The following is a 17,570-nucleotide window of genomic DNA, read 5'->3' as shown; positions in this document are numbered from 1 at the left end:
GAGCGCCTTGGTCGAACGCGCCGCTGTCATCGCCGCCTTGGACGCCGTCATCGACCCCCTCTCGGGCCAGGGCCTGATCGCCGCAGGTCTGGTTCAGGGGCTGGTCGTCGCCGAGGACCGCGCCGGGTTCGCCCTGGAGGTCGACCGCAGCCGCGCCGCCGCCTACGCCCCCGTCCGCGATGCGGCCGAGGCGGCGCTGAAGGCCGTTCCCGGCATGGCGCGGGTGTCGGTCATCCTGACCACGGAGGCGGCGCCGGCGCCGGCGCCGCGCACCGCCGCCCTGTCCAAGGCCGCCGCCGATCAAGGGCGGCCCAAGGCGCCGGTCCCGACCGACCGTCCCGCCCATGTGCGCCGCGTCCTGGCCGTGGCCAGCGGCAAGGGCGGGGTCGGCAAGTCGACCGTCGCCGTCAACCTGGCCGTTGCGCTGTCCAGGCGCGGCCTGTCGGTCGGGGTGCTGGACGCCGATGTCTATGGACCGTCCCTGCCCACGATGCTGGGGATCGCCGGCCAGCCGGCCTACGAGGACGGCGCGATCACGCCCCATGTGGCCCACGGGCTGAAAGCCATGTCGGTGGGGCTGCTCACCAGGATGGACGACGCCATGATCTGGCGCGGTCCGATGGCGTCCCAGGCCATCACCCAGATGTTGAGCCAGACCCGCTGGGGCGCGGCCGAGGCGCCGCTGGACGTGCTGGTCGTCGACCTGCCGCCGGGCACGGGCGACGTCCAACTGACCCTGATCCAGAAGACGCCGCTGGACGGGGCCGTGATCGTCTCCACGCCGCAGGAGGCGGCCCTGGCCGACGCGCGCCGGGCGCACACCCTGTTCCAGAAGGTCAATGTGCCGACCCTCGGGCTGATCGAGAACATGAGCGGCGACGTCTTCGGACGCGGCGGCGGCAGGGCCGAGGCCGAGCGTCTGTCCATTCCCTTCCTCGGCGATCTGCCGCTGGATGCGGCCCTGCGGCAGGCGGGCGATGCGGGAAGGCCCTTGGCGGCCGCCGATCCATCGGGCGAAATCGCCGGACGCTTCGACGCCATCGCCGCCGCGGCCGCGTCCGGGCTGGGCCTTTAGAAGAAACGGCTAGGGCGGTTTCGAACGCAGGCCGGTCAGGTCGGTTCGACGATGACCGCCGTGCCATAGGCCAGAACCTCGGTCACGCCGGGCATGATTTCTGTGGCGTCGTAGCGCACGGCCAGGATGGCGTTGGCGCCGTGGGCCTGGGCGTGATTGACCAGTTCGTCATAGGCTTCCTGCCGACCGGCCTCGGCCAGTTTGACATAGGCGCCGACGCGGCCGCCCAGCATCGACTGGACCCCGCCGATGGCGTCGGAGATGGCGTTGCGCGAGCGCACCGTCACGCCGCGCACCAGGCCGATATGGCGGGTGACGCGAAAGCCGGGCAGGTCGTTGGTGGTGGTCACATACATGGTCGTCGCTCTCGTTTGAATCAGGTCCTAAAGGCGTTCCAGCACGCGGAAGGTGAAGGCGTGATCGTCCTTCTCTCCGGCCGGGTGATGTTCGGCCGACACCTCGACCCAGGCGGCCGGGTCGAAGGCCGGAAAGACGGCGTCGCCTTCGGGCGCGGCCTCGACCTCGGTGATGTAGAGCCGCCGCGCGCGGGGCAGGGCGGCCTCGAAGACGGCCGTGCCGCCGATGACGCAGATTTCCTCGACGCCGTCGTCCTGGGCCGTCTCGCGAGCGATCTCGATGGCCTCGTCCAGGGTGGAGCAGACCAGGGCGCCCTTGGACATACCGTCGGCCTCGTAGGATTCGTCGCGCGTCAGCACGATGTTCAGCCGCCCGGGCAGGGGCTTCAACGGCAGGCTTTCCCAGGTCTTGCGCCCCATCAGGCAGGGTTTTCCCATGGTGACGGCCTTGAACCGCTGCAGGTCCGACCGCAGCCGCCAAGGCAGGTCGCCGTCGCGGCCGATGACGCCGTTGCGCCCGCGCGCCACGACCAAGGCGACGACGGGCGCGCTCATGCCGCGTCTCCTTCGCGCGGCTCCAGCCATTTCAGCCATTTGCGCCGCATCGCCTGTTCCAGATCGACGCCGGAGCGCGCGCAGTAGATCAGCAGCATCCCCAGCACGTCCGCCGCCTCGTCGCCCAGGGCCCGGGCGTCCGGCGCGCCGCGCGCCCGGCCGGTCAGGCGCAGATGCTCGGCCGTCAGTTCGCCAAGCTCCTCCTGAAGTTTCAGCAGCGCCCAATCGCGATCCCGGTCGATCGCATGCTCGGCCGCATAGATGTCGGAGATGCGCAGGACGTCGGCCTGCAATTCCTCAAGCTTCATCAGACCGCCACGGCCGCCTTGATGTGCGGCCAGGCTTCGTAGCCCTCAAGCGCGAAGTCCGACAGCTCGAAGGCGAACAGGTCGGTCCTGGGCGCGATCCGCATGGTCGGCAGGGCCAGCGGCTCGCGCGTCAGCTGAAGCTCGGCCTGTTCCAGATGGTTCAGATACAGGTGGGCGTCGCCGAAGGTGTGGACGAAGTCGCCCGGCTCCAACCCGACCACCTGGGCCAGCATCAGGGTCAGCAGGGCGTAGGAGGCGATGTTGAACGGCACGCCCAGGAAGACGTCGGCGCTGCGTTGGTACAGCTGACAGCTCAGCTTTCCGTCCGCGACGAAGAACTGGAACAGGCAGTGGCAGGGCGGCAGGGCCATGTCGTCGACATCGGCCGGGTTCCAGGCGGTGACGATGTGGCGGCGGCTGTTGGGATTGGTCTTCAGCCCGTGGACCAGCCTTTCGATCTGGTCGATGACCCGGCCGTCGGGCGCGGTCCACGACCGCCATTGCTTGCCATAGACCGGCCCCAGCTCGCCCTCGGCGTCGGCCCATTCGTCCCAGATGCGGACGCCGTTGTCCTTCAGCCAGCGGATGTTGGTCTCGCCGCGCAGGAACCACAGCAGTTCGACGATGATCGAGCGCAGATGCAGCTTCTTGGTCGTCAGGATCGGAAAGCCCTTGGACAGGTCGAACCGCATCTGGCGGCCGAAGACGCCCAGGGTGCCGGTGCCGGTGCGGTCGTCGCGGCGCACGCCATTGTCCAGGATGTCGCGCAGCAGGGCCAGATACTGCCGCTCGGGATGATCGGCGGGCGCGGCGGCGATGCGGGCCTGGACGTCGGCCCGAAGCGTGGCATGGATCATCTGGACGGTCATGGCTTCAAGGTGACTCAGAATTGCGATTCGGGGTCGCGGCAAATCGGCGTCGTCCACAGAATTTGATTCGGGCGGACATGCGAAAGCGCCCTCGCGCTTTCGCTGCGAAGTGGGATGGAGGGCTGGGCGGAGCGCCGGGCCTTCGCCCGGAGTGTGAGTTTGAGTTACCGTTTCGACGAAGGGTATGACGCTCCGCGCGGTTGGTTGGCCTGCAAGCTCGGGGCGCCGAGCGGTGGCGGTCTTATCGCCTAACCCCATAAGCCTNNGTCGCCGCCGGCGCGGGCCGTTTCGGACCCGCTCCCGTTCCATCCGCTCCCGCCGCCGCAAGGTCGCAGGCCTTACGAGCCCTCCGATGCGACGAGACGAAGCAAGAATACGCGCGTTTCGGAGGGGGGATGGTTGATGGGGGAGATATTTCGGCAAGCGGTTGGAATCGAAAGGAATCAACCAGCCGCATTGTGATGGCTGGGGGCAATCGCGCCTCTCAAGACCCGTCATCCTCGGCCTTGTGCCGAGGATCCATACGCTCGGTCTCAAAGGTCGGGGGCACGGCGACGGACACCGGGATTATGGATCCTCGGCACAAGGCCGAGGATGACGAGGGTAAATGGACGGCCTGGTCGTGACGGCGGGACTTTGCGCGGCATCGCAAGCGTCTGGACTTCAAGAGGCCCTCCACCCCGTCGCGGCCCGTCCCCACAAGCGGGAGAAGGCCGTGGGTTGTCAGCCGCCGAAGCCGCCGTCGTCGAGGAAGGCCTGTTCCTCGGGCGTGGTTTCGCGGCCCAGGACGCGGTTGCGGTGGGGGAACCGGCCGAAGCGGACGATGATGTCGCGGTGCAGCCTGCCCCATTTCTCCAGTTCTTCGTCGCCGGCGACCAGGGCCATGTAGCGGTCCTGGTCCTCGATCCGCTCGGAATGTTCGAAGGGCAGCAGCAGGAAGTTCCTCAACGCGGGCGCGACCGCCAGGTGCAGGTCGCGCGCCACGGCCTGGTTGGCGAACATCAGGGCCAGGGGGTCGGTGGCGAACTGGTGCGCCGTGCCGCGAAAACTGTTGCGGGGATACTGGTCCAACAGAATCAGCAGGGCCAGGGCGTCCTCGGCCGAGTTCATCCAGCCGTCCAGCTCCCGCCGCGCCGCCGCCCAGTGGGCCGCCCGGCCCCGGTCGCGGAACAGGGCGTCGAACGCCTCGTCCTTGGCGAACCACTTTTCGGGTCCGGCCTCTTTCCAGAAGGCGACGACGGAGGAAGGGGTTATGAAGGCGGCCATGACCCAGACCCTAGATCATCCCTTGCCCGTCTTCCACGATCGGGATTGCGACCTTTCGATCATTCGCGGCAAGCGCATCGCCATGATCGGCTATGGCAGCCAGGGGCGCACCCATGCGCTGAACCTGCGCGATTCGGGGGCGGTCGACATCGTCGTGGGGCTGAAGGCGGGGTCGAAGACCCGCGATCTGGCGTGCGCGGAGGGGTTCGAAGTGATGACGGCGGCCGAGGCGGCGGTCGGCGCGGACGTGATCGCCGTCATGACGTCCGACGAGGCGCACCGCGACCTATGGCGCGACGAACTGGAGCCGAACGTGCGGCCGGGCGCGGCCCTGATCTTCGCCCACGGTCTGTCGGTGCGGTTCGGCCTGGTGCAGCCGCGCGCCGATCTGGACGTGATCCTGGCCTCGCCCAAGGGGATCGGGCCGCGCATCCGTGACCTGTACCAGGCGGGAGAGGGGGTGTTCTGCCTGTTCGGAGTCCATCAGGACGCAACGGGCGGCGCCCACGCCCTGGGGCTGTCCTATGCGGCGGCCCTGGGGTGCGGACGCAAGGGCATATTTGAGACGACGATGCGGGACGAATGCGAAAGCGACCTGTTCGGCGAACAGGTGGTGCTGTGCGGCGGGATCGCCGAACTGATCGACGCGGCGTTCATGAAGCTGGTCGAGGCCGGCTATCCGCCCGAGGTCGCCTGGTTCGAGTGTTTCTACGAGACCAAACTGGTGACGGACCTGATGTACGAACGCGGCGTCGCCGGCGCCTTCGCCAAGATTTCCAACACGGCGGAATACGGCGCCTATCTGACCGGGCCGCGCGTCGTCGGCGCCGCTTCGCGCGAGGCGATGGACCAGGTGCTCGCCGAGGTGCGGGACGGAAGTTTCGTGCGCCGGCTGATGGCCGACTACGACGCCGGTTCGCCCGACCTGGCGGCCCGACGCGAGGCGCTGGGGCTGCGAACCATCGAGTCGGTCGGGGCGCATCTGAACGCCGTTGCGCGCCAGGCGATGGAGACCGCCGCGAACGACGATTGAGCGCGCCGCTGCACGCCCGTCGTCCGCTGTCCATTTCAGAGGGAGAAGATGGTCGGAGTGAGAGGATTCGAACCTCCGACCCCTGCGTCCCGAACGCAGTGCTCTACCAGGCTGAGCCACACTCCGACCGTGGGGACGGGCCGCAAGGCGTCGCCCCGAAGTGAGGACGCGGCTTATAACCATGGCTTCGAGAGGCCGCAAGCACCCATTTCGACCTTGTTCGCACGGACCGGAAATAGTCCCGAAAGAGGGTGTTGCATCCCAAATCGGTTTGGCCTATCTGACCGCCTCCGCCGCACAAGCGCTGCGGAAACGCCGATCCTGCTGGGGAATGGTGTAATGGTAACACTACGGTTTTTGGTACCGTCATTCTAGGTTCGAGTCCTAGTTCCCCAGCCACCGCCCTCACTGCATTTGAGCCGTTTCGGACGTCTTCGGACGCCCTTTTGGCGTGGGGTTTTACAGGGGGTTTTACAGTTGGCCTTCTGTTCTGGGCGTCCTGGAGCCGTGCGATCATGCCCATGCCGATCGCCTCGCCGGTGACGTAGCGGCGCGCGATCTCCTCCACCCGCTTCAGTTCCCAACCGAGAATCGTCGCCACATCATCAGCGGCAGGCCCGCCAGGATGTAGCTGGTCGCGGCGGTGCCCCCGCAGGTCATGGAACCGCAGCGCGTGATCAGCGCGTGCGGTGTGTCGCCGTTGGCTACGGTGTTCTTGAGAGCGGCGCGCTCGCCGAGGCGCGCTATGCCTGTCTTGAGTTGCGCATGCGCTTGAATGCCTCGTCTACGATCTCCTGAAGCTCTACCGCAACCACGTTTCCGATAACGTTCTCAGGCGAACCGCATCCTCGACGCCCTCAAGATCGCGCTAACCACGCAAATCGGCGGATCGCCCCAGAGAAGGTCATGGATGAGGATGACCCAGACCTGCGAGCGGTTTCAATCGCGTCTCTTCGGAAAGATTCTGTGGCTGCAGATCGCGACGTTAGCGGCCGACGGCCTCACCTCCACTCACTCACACGAGCCAGGGCGTGCGTCTAGCTTGGGTTCGCGAGTGCCTCCCTGCGCTCGCGACCGGGCCTTGTCCGGTCAACTCTCGGTCCCGGCGCGCACGCCCCCCGAACACGCGCCAGGACCATCTCCGTGTTGGCGAAACTCGAGGGTTTCGCAGCGCCGCAAGACGGGCGCTCGTTCGCGATCTTACTTCAGCGAGCGCGCGATCCGGATCAGTTCCTCACGGCAGGTCTCGCTGAAATCCAGTAAGGGATCCAAGCGCCCTTCCCGATGGAAAAGATGGAGGTCGTGAAGGGAGCGGTTCGGCGAGCCGTACATGGCGATGATCGAATTCATCACGCCTTGGGCGGCTTCGACCACGGGCGTGGAGGCGACGAGGCGCATCCTGGCGACCAGGGCGTAGAGGGTCACCAGATTGCAGACATCTTCTCTTTGATGGCTGATCGCATCGCCGAACAGGCGCGAGGCCTCCGAGATGAATTCGGTATAGAGGGTCTGACGCACCGCCTGGGATTCCTTGCGCAGCGTCTCGCGCGCCGTAGACCTCTGGGATAGCCATGTGGTGCCGAAAGAACTGAGGCCGCCGATGGCCGCGCCGGCCAAGCCTATCAGACCGCTGAGATAGGCGCCGTCCATGCTCAGCCGCCCTTCTCGGACAGGCTCCAGCCGCCGCCGAGCGCCTGATAGAGGGCGACGACGGCCAGCAGACGATCGTTGCGGATCTGGATCAGCGCCAGGTCCGCCTGGAGCAGCGTCCGTTGCGCGTCCAGTTGCTCCAGATAGGGCGAATAGCCTTCGGCGTGACGCCGCGCGGCCTGGTCGAACACCCGCTGCAGAGCGTCGTGCTGGGCGTCGAGGGCGGCCTCCTGACGTGTCGTCCAGGCCACCGCCGCCAGGCCGTCCTCGACCTCGCGAAAGGCCGTCAGCACCGCCTTGCGATAGGCGAAGGCGGCCTGGTCCCGACGGGCGGCGGCGCCCCGGGCCTGGGCGTCGAGCCGACCGCTGTCGAACAATGGCGCAAGGATGCTGGCCCCGATCGAGAAGACGCTGACGGGGTCGTCCAGCAGGCTGGAGCCGACATAGCCCGTGGCGGCGTTGAGCTGCACGCTGGGCATGAAGGCCGCCCGCGCGGCCTGGAGCGCATGGTCCGTGGCGGCCAGGGATTGTTCGGCCTGGGCGATGTCGGGGCGCCGCCTCAGCAGGTCGGCGGGAAGGCCTGCGGACAGGGCGGGCAGGCGCATCTCCGCCAGCGCCGCGCCGCGAGGGACCGGGCCGGGAGACACGCCGAGCAGCAGGGTCAAGCCATGCTCCTGGCGGCGAACGGCGAGTTCGAGCTGTGGGACCAACTGCTCGGTCGCGCGGTATTCGGCCTCGGCCTGGCTCAACTCCAATCGCGGGGCGTATCCGGACTCTGCGCGGCGCCCAAGATTCGCGGAATTGCGCCAGCGGCACGGGATGCACGCCGTTGGCGGCTCCGCATCGATTCCGGGCGCCTATGGCCGTCACCGAGGTCGCGGGTGGAAAACTCTAAGCCGTGCGGCGCGCCAGGGGCCGCCTCTCGAGCACACGGCCTTGGGTGTGTAAATTTGGTCGAGGGCCTTGAGAGGCCTGGCCGGCGATGGGGGCGGCCGGTCGCTCCCTAGGTTGCGTGGCCGCCTTTTGCGCCGGCGGCGGTCGAGAGCATGACGATCTCCGACATCTTGCGCGAGACCGCCCGTCGAGAGGCTGCCGTCGAGGCTTCGAGGGCGGCAATTCAGCGACCTGTGTCTTTTGCCGGGTCGGGCCGAAAAACCGGTCCAGGGCGTTACGGCGCCCCGCCTGCCGATTGTCATACCAAATTCCGGGATGCTGATTTCGGGCGAGGGGACGAGGTTATGGGGCGGACGAGGGGTAGGGGGGCGACAGGCTGCCTCATGGGCGGGGCGGCGTCGATCGGGGCGTACGGATCATGATCGACGTGGTCGTAATCGCCGTCTACTTCCTGGCTCAGATCGGGATCGGCTGGTACGCGAAATCCCGCGTCGGCGACGATGAGGACTTCACCGTCGCGGGGCGCCGGCTCGGGTTCTGGATGTATGGCGGCACCCTCGCCGCAGTGGTGCTCGGCGGCGCCTCTACAGTGGGGGGCGTCGGCCTGGGCTACGCCTATGGCCTCTCCGGCATGTGGTTGGTCGTGGCGATCGGGTGCGGCGTGATTCTGGTCAGCGCGGTCTTCGCCGCCCGAATCAGACGGCTGCGCATCTATACCGTGGGGGAGATGCTCGAGCTCCGCTACGGCGCCGACGCTCGCCTGATGACCGGCCTCGTCATGTGCGCCTATACGCTGCTGATCTGCGTCGTCTCGACCATCGCCTGCGGGGCGGTCCTATCCAGCGTCTTCGGCATCAGCCGATTCGCCGCCATGGGCGCCGGCGGCGTGGTCGTCCTTCTCTATTCGATGATGGGGGGAATGTGGTCAGTGACCCTGACCGACATCGTTCAGTTCGTGATCAAGACGGTCGGAATCTTCCTGATCCTGGTCCCCGCGGCCCTGATTCAGGCCGGGGGCTTCTCAGGTCTCGCCGAACGCCTTCCCGCCAGCGCCTTTTCCCTCACCCATGTCGGCGGCGACGCGATCCTCGCCTACTTCGTCACCTATGTCCTCGGCCTGGTCATCGGTCAGGACATATGGCAACGGATCGCCACGGCGCGGAACGAGCGCGTCGCCCGGACCGCCGGCATAGCCACCGGCGTCTATTGCATCGCCTACGGCGTCGCCGGAGCCCTTGTCGGGATGTGCGCCAAGGCCATCCTGCCGAATCTGAACCATCGGGACGACGCCTTCCCGGCGATCGTCCATCTGGCTCTGCCGCCGGGGCTGTCCGGCCTCGTCGTCGCCGCCGCGCTCGCGGCGATCATGTCGACCTGCAGCGGCGCCCTGATCGCGGCCGCTACGGTCGCCCAACGCGACATCGTCGATCTCCTCAAGCGTCGTCGCCGGCCGGCGACGCATCCGCAGATCGCGAAGGCTCATAGTCTCGCGGACAATCGAATCTATCTGCTCGTACTCGGCTTGATCGGCATCGGCCTGGCCCTCGTGGTGCAAGACATCATCGCGGCCCTGACCATAGCCTACGGCATACTGGTCGGCGGACTGCTCGTCGCCATCGTCGGTGGCATCCTCTGGCGTCGCGCGACGCTGGCCGGCGCCTTGGCGGCGATGGCGGCTGGCGTCGCCTGCACCGTGATCGCCATGGTGGTCGGCGGAGACATCTACGCCAGCGCGCCGCTTTTGATCGGCGTGGGGGCCAGTTTCGCCGCCTTTGTTGTCGTCAGTCTGCTCACGCCAAGGACATCGGCCGACCGCCTCGCCGCCTGGAATGCGCGCCTGTCTGCGGGGGCGGATCAATGAACGCGCCGGCTGAAGCGACGGGCCGGTCCAGCCGCAGGCGTCGGGCCCGGACCACAATACTAGACTACGGTGATCGGTCCGGCGTGATCTGGCTTAACGGCGAATTCCTGCCGTGGAAACGGGTGCGCCTTCCCGTTCTCACTCAGGGCCTCCATTACGGGGCAAGCGTGTTCGAAGGCGAGCGCGCCTATGAGGGGCGCATCTTCCGATCCAGGGATCACAGCCGCAGACTGCTTCACTCGGCGGCGCGTCTGGTAATGGACATTCCCTTCGACGTGGACGCTCTGGAGGCGGCCAAGGCTGAAACTCTCGCCCGCAGCGGGCTTTCGGACGCCTATGTCCGCCCGGTGGTTTGGCGGGGGAGCCGCCTGATGGACCTGGCCACGCAGGGCGCGGATGTCCATTGCGCCATTGCGGCCTGGCCGTGGGACGAACCCACGCCCCACCCCCGCGTCGGTATCCGCATGACCCTGGCGCATTGGCGTCGCCCGCCAAGATCGGCGGCGCCGGTCGACGCCAAGGCCGGGGGGCTCTATGTGATCGCCTCCCTCGCGAAGGACGAAGCCCAACGGGAGGGATATGACGACGCCCTGATGCTTGACGGGGACGGAGACATCGCCGACGCGACAGGCGCGAACGTCTTCTTTGTTCGCGATGGAGAGCTCTTCACGCCCGAACGGGGGGACTTCCTCGACGGCGTCACGCGTCAGACCATGATCCAACTTGCCCTGGACCGCGGGATTCGGATTCATCAGACCAAGATTCGGCCCGAAGATTTGCGCGGGTTCAGCGAGTGTTTCCTGACGGGAACGGCAGCGGAGGTCACGACCGTGGTCGAGATCGCCGGCATCTGTTTCGTGCCTGGCGCGGTCAGTCTCGAGCTCCATGCGGCCTATCAGCAGGCCGTGCGGGCGCCGTCAGACCATTTCCCACCCGCACTGCTGCACCCGCAACCTTTCCGACACATCGGGCGGGCCTTTCCGACCCACGGCGCCTGAAACGCGCCATGCTCCCCAGCCCGCAGGCCGCCATGTCCGATCTTCCGCTCGTTCTCGACTCTGCAGACGTCCAACGGTTGCTGCCTCGGGTGTCCGTGATGAACGCCGTAAGCCAGGCCTACGAAGCCTTGGGGCGCGGCGAGGCGGTTCAACCGCCCCAGACCCTGACCCTCTTTCCAAAGGGGGATGGGGATTTCATCACCTATCTCGGGTGCCTGGCTTCGCGCGGCGTCTTCGGTGCGAAACTCTCGCCCTATATTTCGGGAGAGGCGGGCGGCGTCGTCACGGCCTGGTCGGTGCTGATGTCGATGGAGACGGGAGCGCCCCTGTTGCTGTGCGACGCCAAGGCGTTGACCACGGAGAGGACGGCCGCCACGACGGTGCTGGCGCTCGACCTGCTCGCACCGCGCCAGGCGGACGTTCTGTGTGTCGTCGGCGCGGGCCCCGTCGGACTGGCGCATTTGCGGCTGGCAAAGTCCATGCGGCCCTGGCGTTCCATTCGTCTTTGCTCGCCGTCAGGCGCAGACCGCCCGGAGGTGGCGGCCATGCGGGCTGCCGATCCTTCGATCCAATGGTTCTCCGATGTCGCTGAAGCCGCGCAAGATGCGGACGTCATCCTGCTGTGCACCTCCTCGGCCCGCACGGTGCTGGATCCGACCCGACTCGACCGGGTCGCCTTCGTCGCGTCGATCAGCACGAATGCCCCGCAGGCGCACGAGGTGCCGCCGGCGGTCCTGAAGGATATGGACGTGTATTGCGATTACCGCCCGACCTGTCCCTCGGTCGCCGGTGAAATGGTTCTCGCATCGGCATCCGGAGATTGGTCCGTCGAAAGGATCAGGGGCGATTTGCCCGAGTTGTTGACGAAACGCGCCGACCGGCCCACCGGCGAGAGACCGGTTCTGTTCAGGACGGTCGGCTTGGGTTTGGCCGATATTGCCATCGCCGCCGCCGTTCTGGACGCCGCGCGGAACCTGGGCGGGTTCGCTGTGTCGTCTGTTGTTTCTCAAGTCTGAACTGGGTGATTGATGAGGCGTTTGCGATTGATCGTGGCTTTCTGCCTGTTGCTCGCCTTCCAAGCCGGGGCGGCGTCTGCAGCGGCCGTAGGCGGGGTCGATCCGGCGGAAACGCCGGCGAGGATTTACGTCGAAGCGGGGCGGTTGCTGGCCGATCCTGGATCTGGCCGTGTTGAGCGCGAAGTGACGATCCTCGTCGAGGACGGCCGGGTCGCCGCGCTTCTGCCGGGCTTTGTCGGAGACCCGTCCCTCGGTCGGGTGATCGACCTGCGGGAACGGTTCGTACTCCCGGGACTGATCGACAGCCACGTTCATCTAACGGGTCAGCAGAGCGCCCACTCCGCCTTGGATGAAGTCGTGCAGTCGGACGCCGATCAGGCCCTGATCGGCGCGGCCAATGCGCGAAAGACCCTGCGCGCCGGCTTCACCACCGTCGCCGATCTCGGCGGTCGCAACGACTCGATCTTTGCGCTGCGCGACGCCATCGCCCGCGGCGACGTGGAAGGTCCCCATGTGCTCGCCTCCGGATCGCCGATTTCGGTGCACGGCGGCCATGGCGACGCGAACGGCTACCGGGCGGACATCAATCGTCTTCTCCAGCCCGCAAGCGTCTGCTCCGGAGCCGATGAATGCCGTCGCGCCGTGCGTCGTCAGATTCAGGCGGGAGCCGACCTTATCAAGATCACCGCCACGGGCGGCGTCTTGTCGGATACGGCCGCTGGCCTGGCGCAACAGTTCTCGCGCGAGGAAATCGACGCCATCATGGACGCGGCCCACAGCATGGGGCGCCGGGTGACCGCGCACGCCCATGGCGTCGACGGGATCAACGGCGTTCTGCGCGCCGGCGGAGACTCGATCGAACATGGCAGTTTTCTCGACGACCAATCCTTGGCCCTGTTCAAGGCCCGCAAGGCGTGGCTGGTGCCGACCTTGATGGCGGGCGACTATGTGGTCTCGATCGCGGCGGGCCCCGACAACTTCCTCACGCCGGCCCAAGCCGCCAAGGCTCTCGCCGCCGGTCCGAGACTGCAGGCGATGGTCCGTCGCGCACATGCGGCGGGCGTGCGGATCGCGTTCGGCACCGACTCGGGCGTGTCCGCCCACGGCGACAATGCGCGCGAGTTCCGGCTTCTGGTGGAGGCGGGCCTTACCCCGCTCGAAGCGGTTCAGACCGCGACGGTCGGGGCGGCGGAACATTTGGGTCTCGAGGCGCAGGCCGGTCGCATCGCGCCGGGCCGGACGGCGGATCTGATCGCGGTCGCGGCCGATCCCCTTGCTGACGTCTCCACGCTCGAGCGGGTGGGCTTTGTGATGAAAGACGGCGTGGTCGTCGATCTGGGCCGCCCCCCGCCCGAATGCGGGCTGGCTCCCGTAGGACCGGCGTTCAAAGACCCTGTACGGCCATGCAGGGCTGGTTCACGGTCACGGTTTGGATCATGATGGCGGTCGGTTGACGGGGAATCCGCGCCTGCATTACGGAAAGACCCGCTCCGGTTGTCTCTCTCTGTAGCGGTGGCCAAACATCGATCGGTGTCGCGATACATGGTGGACAATGACGCCCTTGAGGCCTGGTTCTGCAACGAGGTTCTGCCTCTCGAAGGCATGCTGACGCGCTACATCCGGCGAAACTGGCGGGTTGCGGACGATGTCCCGGATATGCGTCACGATATCTATGCTCTTGTCATCGCCGCCGCGCGCAAGGGCGTGCCCGCCCACACACGCGCCTTCGTCCTGACCGTCGCGCGGAACCACCTGATCAACTGCGCCAAGCGTGCGCGCATCGTGTCGTTCGATCTGGTCGCGGATCTGGAAGGGATAGGCGGCGACATCGATTTCGACGCGACCGAACGTCATCTGACAGCGCGTGACATGCTGCGTCGCGTCGGCAGGGGCGTCGATCTCCTCTCGCCGCGGGTCCGAGAAATCGTCCTGCTCAGAAAGGTGGAGGAGCTGAATACGCGAGAAACTGCTGATCGCCTGGGCATAGGCGTCGATGCGGTCGAGCGCCAACTGGCCATGGGCGTCAAGGCGCTCACGGATTTCATGCTGGGCGGCAGCGGCAAGATCGTGCGGCAGAAGCCGTCCCGCCGTACCAAGACCTCGGGAACAGAGTCTTGAGAAACGCCCAGGAAACCCAGAATCAGGCGGCGGCCTGGATCGTGCGCGAGGACTGCGGCGAGTTCAGCGTCGGCGACCGCGAGGCGCTGGAGGCCTGGCTCGAAGCTTCCGACGGACACCGCGCCGCCTATTGGCGGCTGAAGCACGGTTGGCGCCAGGCCGACCGTCTCAAGGCGCTGAATCTCGCCGGGGCCGCCTCGCCTCAGGCGCGACGCGGGCGCAGCGCTTTCAGACGGGGCCGGTTGGGGTGGAGCCTGCGACCCCGACCGGCTGCTGCGGCCGCGATGCTCGCGGGCGTAGTGTTAGGTCTTGCGGGGTTGGCCGCAGTCTTTCGCCCCGTCGAGCCTCAGCAAGCGGCGCAGTTCGAGACGGCGCTCGGCGGTCGTCAGTCGGTGGCCTTGCCCGATGGAAGCGCCGCCGTGCTGAACACGGCGTCGGTCCTCAGGACCGATATCGGCGGCGATCGCCGCGAAGTCTGGCTCGACGCGGGGGAGGTTTTCTTCGATGTCCGCCACATGGCTGGCCGGCCCTTTCGCATCCACGCCGGGAACCATCTTATCACGGTGCTCGGCACCAAATTCTCGGTCCGACGAGACAGGGGGCGCGTGTCCGTCGCCGTCCTGGAGGGGCGCGTCCAGATTTCGGACCACATCGAGGGACGACCCGATCGTTCGGCCATAGTCTCGGGCGGAGGGGTCGGTCTCGCCACAGGGGACGCCATTCTGGTGGCGGCCCGACCGCCGATGGCGGTGGAAGACGCCCTGGCTTGGCGCGTGGGCCTGCTGCGCTTCGACAACACGGCTCTCGGAGAGGCCGCGGCGCAGTTCAACCGCTACAACGAGCGCCCCCTCAAGGTCCAGGACGAGGTGGCCGGAATCCGAATCGGAGGCGCCTTCCCGGCGAACGATCCGGATGCCTTCGCCCGGCTTCTCAAGGACGCCTACGGGCTCGATGTCCAGTTTCACAAAGATTCGGTGACGATTTCTGAATAAGGAAGTTACGGCTTCGCGACATCTCGATTGTCCTACTGAACAGAGGTCGCGGCGGGGGCCGCGGCGCGGGGACCGAAGCATGATCAGACGAGCAGGTATTTCCTTGGCCGCCTTGGCCTTGGCGGCGGCGCCGGCCGCCGTTATGGCGCAATCCAGACCGCCCGAAGCCCAGACGCCGGCGCGCGTCTTCGACATCCCCGCCGGACCGCTGGCGACGGCGCTGGATAGGTTCTCGCGTCAGTCCGGGAAGCCTGTCCTCTACCGAAGCGCGGAGGTAGAGGCCGTGCGCTCGGACGGAGCCCGCGGCTCCCTGTCGCCTGATGCGGCCTTGGGCGCCGTACTGTCGGGCACCGGCTTCGAAGCGCGCCGTGATCGTTCCGGCGCAGTCGCGATCGTACGATCTGCGGCGCCTGCGGAAGGGGGCGCTCAGACCAGCCGTCTCGACGACGTCGTGGTCACTGCGACCAAAAGGTCCGAGAACGTGCGACAGATCGCAGGGTCGGTGACGGCGCTCAACAACGCCGCCCTCGAACAGATCGGCGCCGACGAATTGGACGAGTATATCGGCTTCGTGCCGGGCGTGACGTTCAACCGGCAGAGTTCAACCGTCACCATACGCGGGGTTTCGACCACCACAGGCCTGGATCAGGGGCAGGGCTCGACCGGCTATTTCATCAACGACGTGCCGCTCACAGACCCCTACTATTCCGTCGGCGTGCCCAACATCGACGGCTTCGACGTCGAATCCATCGCGGTTCTCCGGGGACCGCAAGGCACGCTGTTCGGATCGGCCTCGCTCGGCGGCGCTATCAACTACAAGGCTGCGACACCCAAGCTCGACGTCCTGGAGTTTCACGGCGAAACCGCGCTCGAAAGCGTCCATGAAGGCGCTACAGGCGGAACGGCGAAGGCGGCGCTGAACCTGCCCGTGATCGACGGGCGGCTGGCGGTCCGCGGGACATACGTCTACCGCGAAGATGCGGGCTATATCGATAATCTCGGCACGGGAACGCCCGATGAGAACCGCGGCGTGACGCAAGGCGGACGCTTTCAGGCGCTGTGGTCTCCTGCGGAAGGCACGACGGTCAGCTATCTCTATCTGGATCAGACCCAGAGAAGCGAAGGCACGAGTTCGGATCGACCGACCCTGTACGGCGAACTCGCCAATTCTACGGTCGTACCGAACCGCAGCAAGTTCGCGACCCGGATCCACAGCCTGAGGCTCGATCAGGATCTGGGCTTCGGAACGCTGACGGCTACGGCGACCCATCACGAGAAGGCGCTCGCCGCCGTCACCGACATCACGGCGGCATACGGCGCCTTCGTCCCCGGCGTCTCGCCGCTTCTCGCCACTCAAGACTACGGCTCCAAGGGCGAAACCTTCGAAGTGCGACTGGTCTCCAAACCGGGGCGGTTCGAGTATCTGGTCGGCGTCATGTACGACCGGACCCGTGAACGGTTCACGGACCGCTATCTCGGCGAGGGCGCGGCAGCCTCGATCGAAACCGCCTGGGCGGACACCTTCGGCCCCGGTATCGGCGCGGCCGCAGCCCCGGAGGATGTGTTCTTCACCTCCGACCTGCCGTTCGTTGGCACGGAAAGCGCGGTTTTCGGCGAGGCCTCCTACAAGCTGACGCCGGAACTGAAACTGACGTTGGGGGGGCGCCTGTTCAAGACCGAGTCGGAAACCACGTCGCGTAGCTCCGGCTTCTTCCTGTTGTTCTCCGGCGACGTTCTGGCCCAAGAACTCGACGGCTCGCAGTCTGAGGACGGCTTCAATCCGAAAGTCAGCCTGAGTTGGACACCCGACGACCACCTGATGGCCTATGCGACCGTGTCGAAGGGCTTCCGGTTCGGCGGACCGAACGTAAACGCCGGCCTGCCGGGCGAGAATATTCCGCCGACCTTCTCGTCGGACTCGCTGATCAATTACGAGGTCGGCGTGCGCAGCACTCTGCTGGACGGACGCTGGCTTCTCGACGCCAGCCTCTTCTACATCGACTGGTCGGATATTCAGCTCCGCCTAGGTACGCCGACAGGGCTTGCATACGGGACCAATGCCGCAGGGGCCGAAAACAAGGGCGTGGAGGTCTCGTCGGTGCTCTTCCCCTTCGAAGGTCTGTCCCTGCGCACCGCCGTGACCTATCTCGACGCCAGCCTGACGGAAGGCTTCGAGCCGGGCGCCGGCGCGCCGACCGTCCCGAGTGGGACAACCTTGCCAGGCGCGGCGAAATGGAAGGTCTCGAACATCCTCTCCTACGACTGGACCGCGGCTCCGCTTTCGCCGACCCTTGTCCTGACCCATCAGTATGTTTCGGAATCCTACAGTGATTTCGAGGCCACCGGGGGAACGCCGCAGGGTGATTACTCGAAATTCGGCGCCCGTCTGGAGTTGGCGATCCGGCCGACGCTTGATCTCACCCTTTATGCCGACAACATCTTCGATGAGCGCGGGACGTCCGGCGGCTTCGTGGACGCGGAGTCCTTTGTGCGGTCGATTGAACGGCCTCGCACAGTCGGCGCGACCTTGCGGTTCCGCGGCTTCTGATCGTTCGAAGGGCGCCGTCCTGCAGCGGCGC

15 protein-coding genes, 2 tRNA genes and 2 pseudogenes are annotated in these 17,570 nt (G+C 66.8%); 11 read left to right on the top strand and 8 right to left on the bottom strand.

Translation table 11 applies throughout. The annotated features are described in order from the left end of the window. Positions 1 to 7: 7 nt before the first annotated feature. Positions 8 to 1,075 (top strand): Mrp/NBP35 family ATP-binding protein, encoded by a 1,068-nt coding sequence (locus DI624_RS10745; RefSeq protein WP_291538205.1) that lies wholly within the window; start codon positions 8 to 10, stop codon positions 1,073 to 1,075. Positions 1,076 to 1,110: 35 nt separating this feature from the next. Here DI624_RS10745 and DI624_RS10740 read toward each other — a convergent pair whose 3' ends face one another. From DI624_RS10740 to DI624_RS10720, 5 genes are all read right to left on the bottom strand, one after another. Further along, positions 1,111 to 1,431, bottom strand: coding sequence for a YbjQ family protein (locus tag DI624_RS10740; protein WP_291538203.1), 321 nt, complete (start codon positions 1,429 to 1,431; stop codon positions 1,111 to 1,113). Between the two features lie 27 nt (positions 1,432 to 1,458). Continuing rightward, complete coding sequence (locus DI624_RS10735) at positions 1,459 to 1,986, bottom strand: dihydrofolate reductase (protein ID WP_291538201.1); 528 nt, start codon at positions 1,984 to 1,986, stop codon at positions 1,459 to 1,461. After that, on the bottom strand, positions 1,983 to 2,294 hold the full coding sequence (locus tag DI624_RS10730) for a phosphoribosyl-ATP pyrophosphohydrolase (RefSeq protein WP_291538198.1): 312 nt from the start codon (positions 2,292 to 2,294) through the stop codon (positions 1,983 to 1,985). The genes DI624_RS10735 and DI624_RS10730 overlap by 4 nt, the downstream gene beginning before the upstream one ends. Next, complete coding sequence (locus tag DI624_RS10725; protein ID WP_291538341.1) at positions 2,294 to 3,151, bottom strand: thymidylate synthase; 858 nt, start codon at positions 3,149 to 3,151, stop codon at positions 2,294 to 2,296. The genes DI624_RS10730 and DI624_RS10725 overlap by 1 nt, the downstream gene beginning before the upstream one ends. A gap of 735 nt (positions 3,152 to 3,886) precedes the next feature. Further along, positions 3,887 to 4,429: a DUF924 family protein gene (locus DI624_RS10720; protein WP_291538195.1), complete on the bottom strand. Its 543-nt coding sequence runs from the start codon at positions 4,427 to 4,429 to the stop codon at positions 3,887 to 3,889. Between DI624_RS10720 and ilvC the strand changes: the two genes are divergently transcribed. Next, positions 4,428 to 5,462 carry a ketol-acid reductoisomerase gene (gene ilvC / locus DI624_RS10715; RefSeq protein WP_291538192.1) on the top strand — a complete coding sequence of 345 codons (1,035 nt, stop codon included), beginning with the start codon at positions 4,428 to 4,430 and terminating at the stop codon, positions 5,460 to 5,462. The two genes, DI624_RS10720 and ilvC, sit on opposite strands and share 2 nt — an antisense overlap. A gap of 49 nt (positions 5,463 to 5,511) precedes the next feature. Here ilvC and DI624_RS10710 read toward each other — a convergent pair. Continuing rightward, positions 5,512 to 5,588 (bottom strand) — tRNA-Pro (locus tag DI624_RS10710). Positions 5,589 to 5,787: 199 nt separating this feature from the next. On the opposite strand from DI624_RS10710, the gene DI624_RS10705 reads away from it, so the two are divergent. Next, a tRNA-Gln gene (locus tag DI624_RS10705) sits at positions 5,788 to 5,861 on the top strand. Between the two features lie 801 nt (positions 5,862 to 6,662). Here DI624_RS10705 and DI624_RS10700 read toward each other — a convergent pair. Both DI624_RS10700 and DI624_RS10695 read right to left on the bottom strand, forming a co-directional pair. Next, the gene (locus tag DI624_RS10700) at positions 6,663 to 7,112 is read right to left on the bottom strand and encodes a hypothetical protein (protein WP_291538188.1); all 450 of its coding nucleotides are present in this window, start codon (positions 7,110 to 7,112) and stop codon (positions 6,663 to 6,665) included. A gap of 2 nt (positions 7,113 to 7,114) precedes the next feature. Next, positions 7,115 to 7,861, bottom strand: a complete 747-nt coding sequence (locus DI624_RS10695) for a TolC family protein (protein ID WP_291538185.1) — start codon at positions 7,859 to 7,861, stop codon at positions 7,115 to 7,117. 563 nt (positions 7,862 to 8,424) lie between these two features. Between DI624_RS10695 and DI624_RS10690 the strand changes: the two genes are divergently transcribed. The 8 genes and pseudogenes from DI624_RS10690 to DI624_RS10660 all read left to right on the top strand — a co-directional run bounded on the left by DI624_RS10690 (position 8,425) and on the right by DI624_RS10660 (position 17,539). Then, positions 8,425 to 9,867 carry a sodium:solute symporter gene (locus DI624_RS10690; protein WP_291538183.1) on the top strand — a complete coding sequence of 481 codons (1,443 nt, stop codon included), beginning with the start codon at positions 8,425 to 8,427 and terminating at the stop codon, positions 9,865 to 9,867. Positions 9,868 to 9,950: 83 nt separating this feature from the next. Further along, positions 9,951 to 10,865, top strand: coding sequence for an aminotransferase class IV (locus DI624_RS10685; RefSeq protein WP_291538180.1), 915 nt, complete (start codon positions 9,951 to 9,953; stop codon positions 10,863 to 10,865). An 8-nt stretch (positions 10,866 to 10,873) separates the two neighbouring features. Then, positions 10,874 to 11,881: an ornithine cyclodeaminase family protein gene (locus DI624_RS10680; RefSeq protein WP_367142115.1), complete on the top strand. Its 1,008-nt coding sequence runs from the start codon at positions 10,874 to 10,876 to the stop codon at positions 11,879 to 11,881. 12 nt (positions 11,882 to 11,893) lie between these two features. Further along, positions 11,894 to 13,210: pseudogene (locus tag DI624_RS10675) on the top strand (amidohydrolase family protein); the annotation flags it as partial. 213 nt (positions 13,211 to 13,423) lie between these two features. Next, positions 13,424 to 13,999: an RNA polymerase sigma factor gene (locus tag DI624_RS10670; RefSeq protein WP_291538174.1), complete on the top strand. Its 576-nt coding sequence runs from the start codon at positions 13,424 to 13,426 to the stop codon at positions 13,997 to 13,999. Next, a pseudogene (locus DI624_RS16160) lies at positions 13,996 to 14,124 on the top strand (FecR/PupR family sigma factor regulator); the annotation flags it as partial. The gene DI624_RS10670 and the pseudogene DI624_RS16160, both read left to right, overlap by 4 nt. Positions 14,125 to 14,283: 159 nt before the next feature. After that, entirely contained in the window at positions 14,284 to 14,991 is a 708-nt protein-coding gene (locus tag DI624_RS10665; RefSeq protein WP_291538170.1) for a FecR family protein, read from the top strand. A gap of 328 nt (positions 14,992 to 15,319) precedes the next feature. Next, positions 15,320 to 17,539, top strand: a complete 2,220-nt coding sequence (locus DI624_RS10660; protein ID WP_291538167.1) for a TonB-dependent receptor — start codon at positions 15,320 to 15,322, stop codon at positions 17,537 to 17,539. Positions 17,540 to 17,570: the final 31 nt, after the last annotated feature.

This window comes from Brevundimonas sp., from assembly GCF_003248455.1.
Lineage (GTDB): Bacteria > Pseudomonadota > Alphaproteobacteria > Caulobacterales > Caulobacteraceae > Brevundimonas.
Note: the sequence above shows the minus strand (reverse complement) of the source record. Positions and strands in the feature narration are given on the sequence as shown.

Bases quoted from the DNA above. Each gene is read 5' to 3' on its own strand.
- DI624_RS10740 (WP_291538203.1), bottom strand. From the start codon at position 1,431: ATGTATGTGACCACCACCAACGACCTGCCCGGCTTTCGCGTCACCCGC.
- DI624_RS10735 (WP_291538201.1), bottom strand. From the start codon at position 1,986: ATGAGCGCGCCCGTCGTCGCCTTGGTCGTGGCGCGCGGGCGCAACGGC.
- DI624_RS10730 (WP_291538198.1), bottom strand. From the start codon at position 2,294: ATGAAGCTTGAGGAATTGCAGGCCGACGTCCTGCGCATCTCCGACATC.
- DI624_RS10725 (WP_291538341.1), bottom strand. From the start codon at position 3,151: ATGATCCATGCCACGCTTCGGGCCGACGTCCAGGCCCGCATCGCCGCC.
- ilvC (WP_291538192.1), top strand. From the start codon at position 4,428: ATGACCCAGACCCTAGATCATCCCTTGCCCGTCTTCCACGATCGGGAT.
- DI624_RS10720 (WP_291538195.1), bottom strand. From the start codon at position 4,429: ATGGCCGCCTTCATAACCCCTTCCTCCGTCGTCGCCTTCTGGAAAGAG.
- DI624_RS10700 (WP_291538188.1), bottom strand. From the start codon at position 7,112: ATGGACGGCGCCTATCTCAGCGGTCTGATAGGCTTGGCCGGCGCGGCC.
- DI624_RS10690 (WP_291538183.1), top strand. From the start codon at position 8,425: ATGATCGACGTGGTCGTAATCGCCGTCTACTTCCTGGCTCAGATCGGG.
- DI624_RS10680 (WP_367142115.1), top strand. From the start codon at position 10,874: ATGCTCCCCAGCCCGCAGGCCGCCATGTCCGATCTTCCGCTCGTTCTC.
- DI624_RS10670 (WP_291538174.1), top strand. From the start codon at position 13,424: ATGGTGGACAATGACGCCCTTGAGGCCTGGTTCTGCAACGAGGTTCTG.
- DI624_RS10665 (WP_291538170.1), top strand. From the start codon at position 14,284: ATGCTCGCGGGCGTAGTGTTAGGTCTTGCGGGGTTGGCCGCAGTCTTT.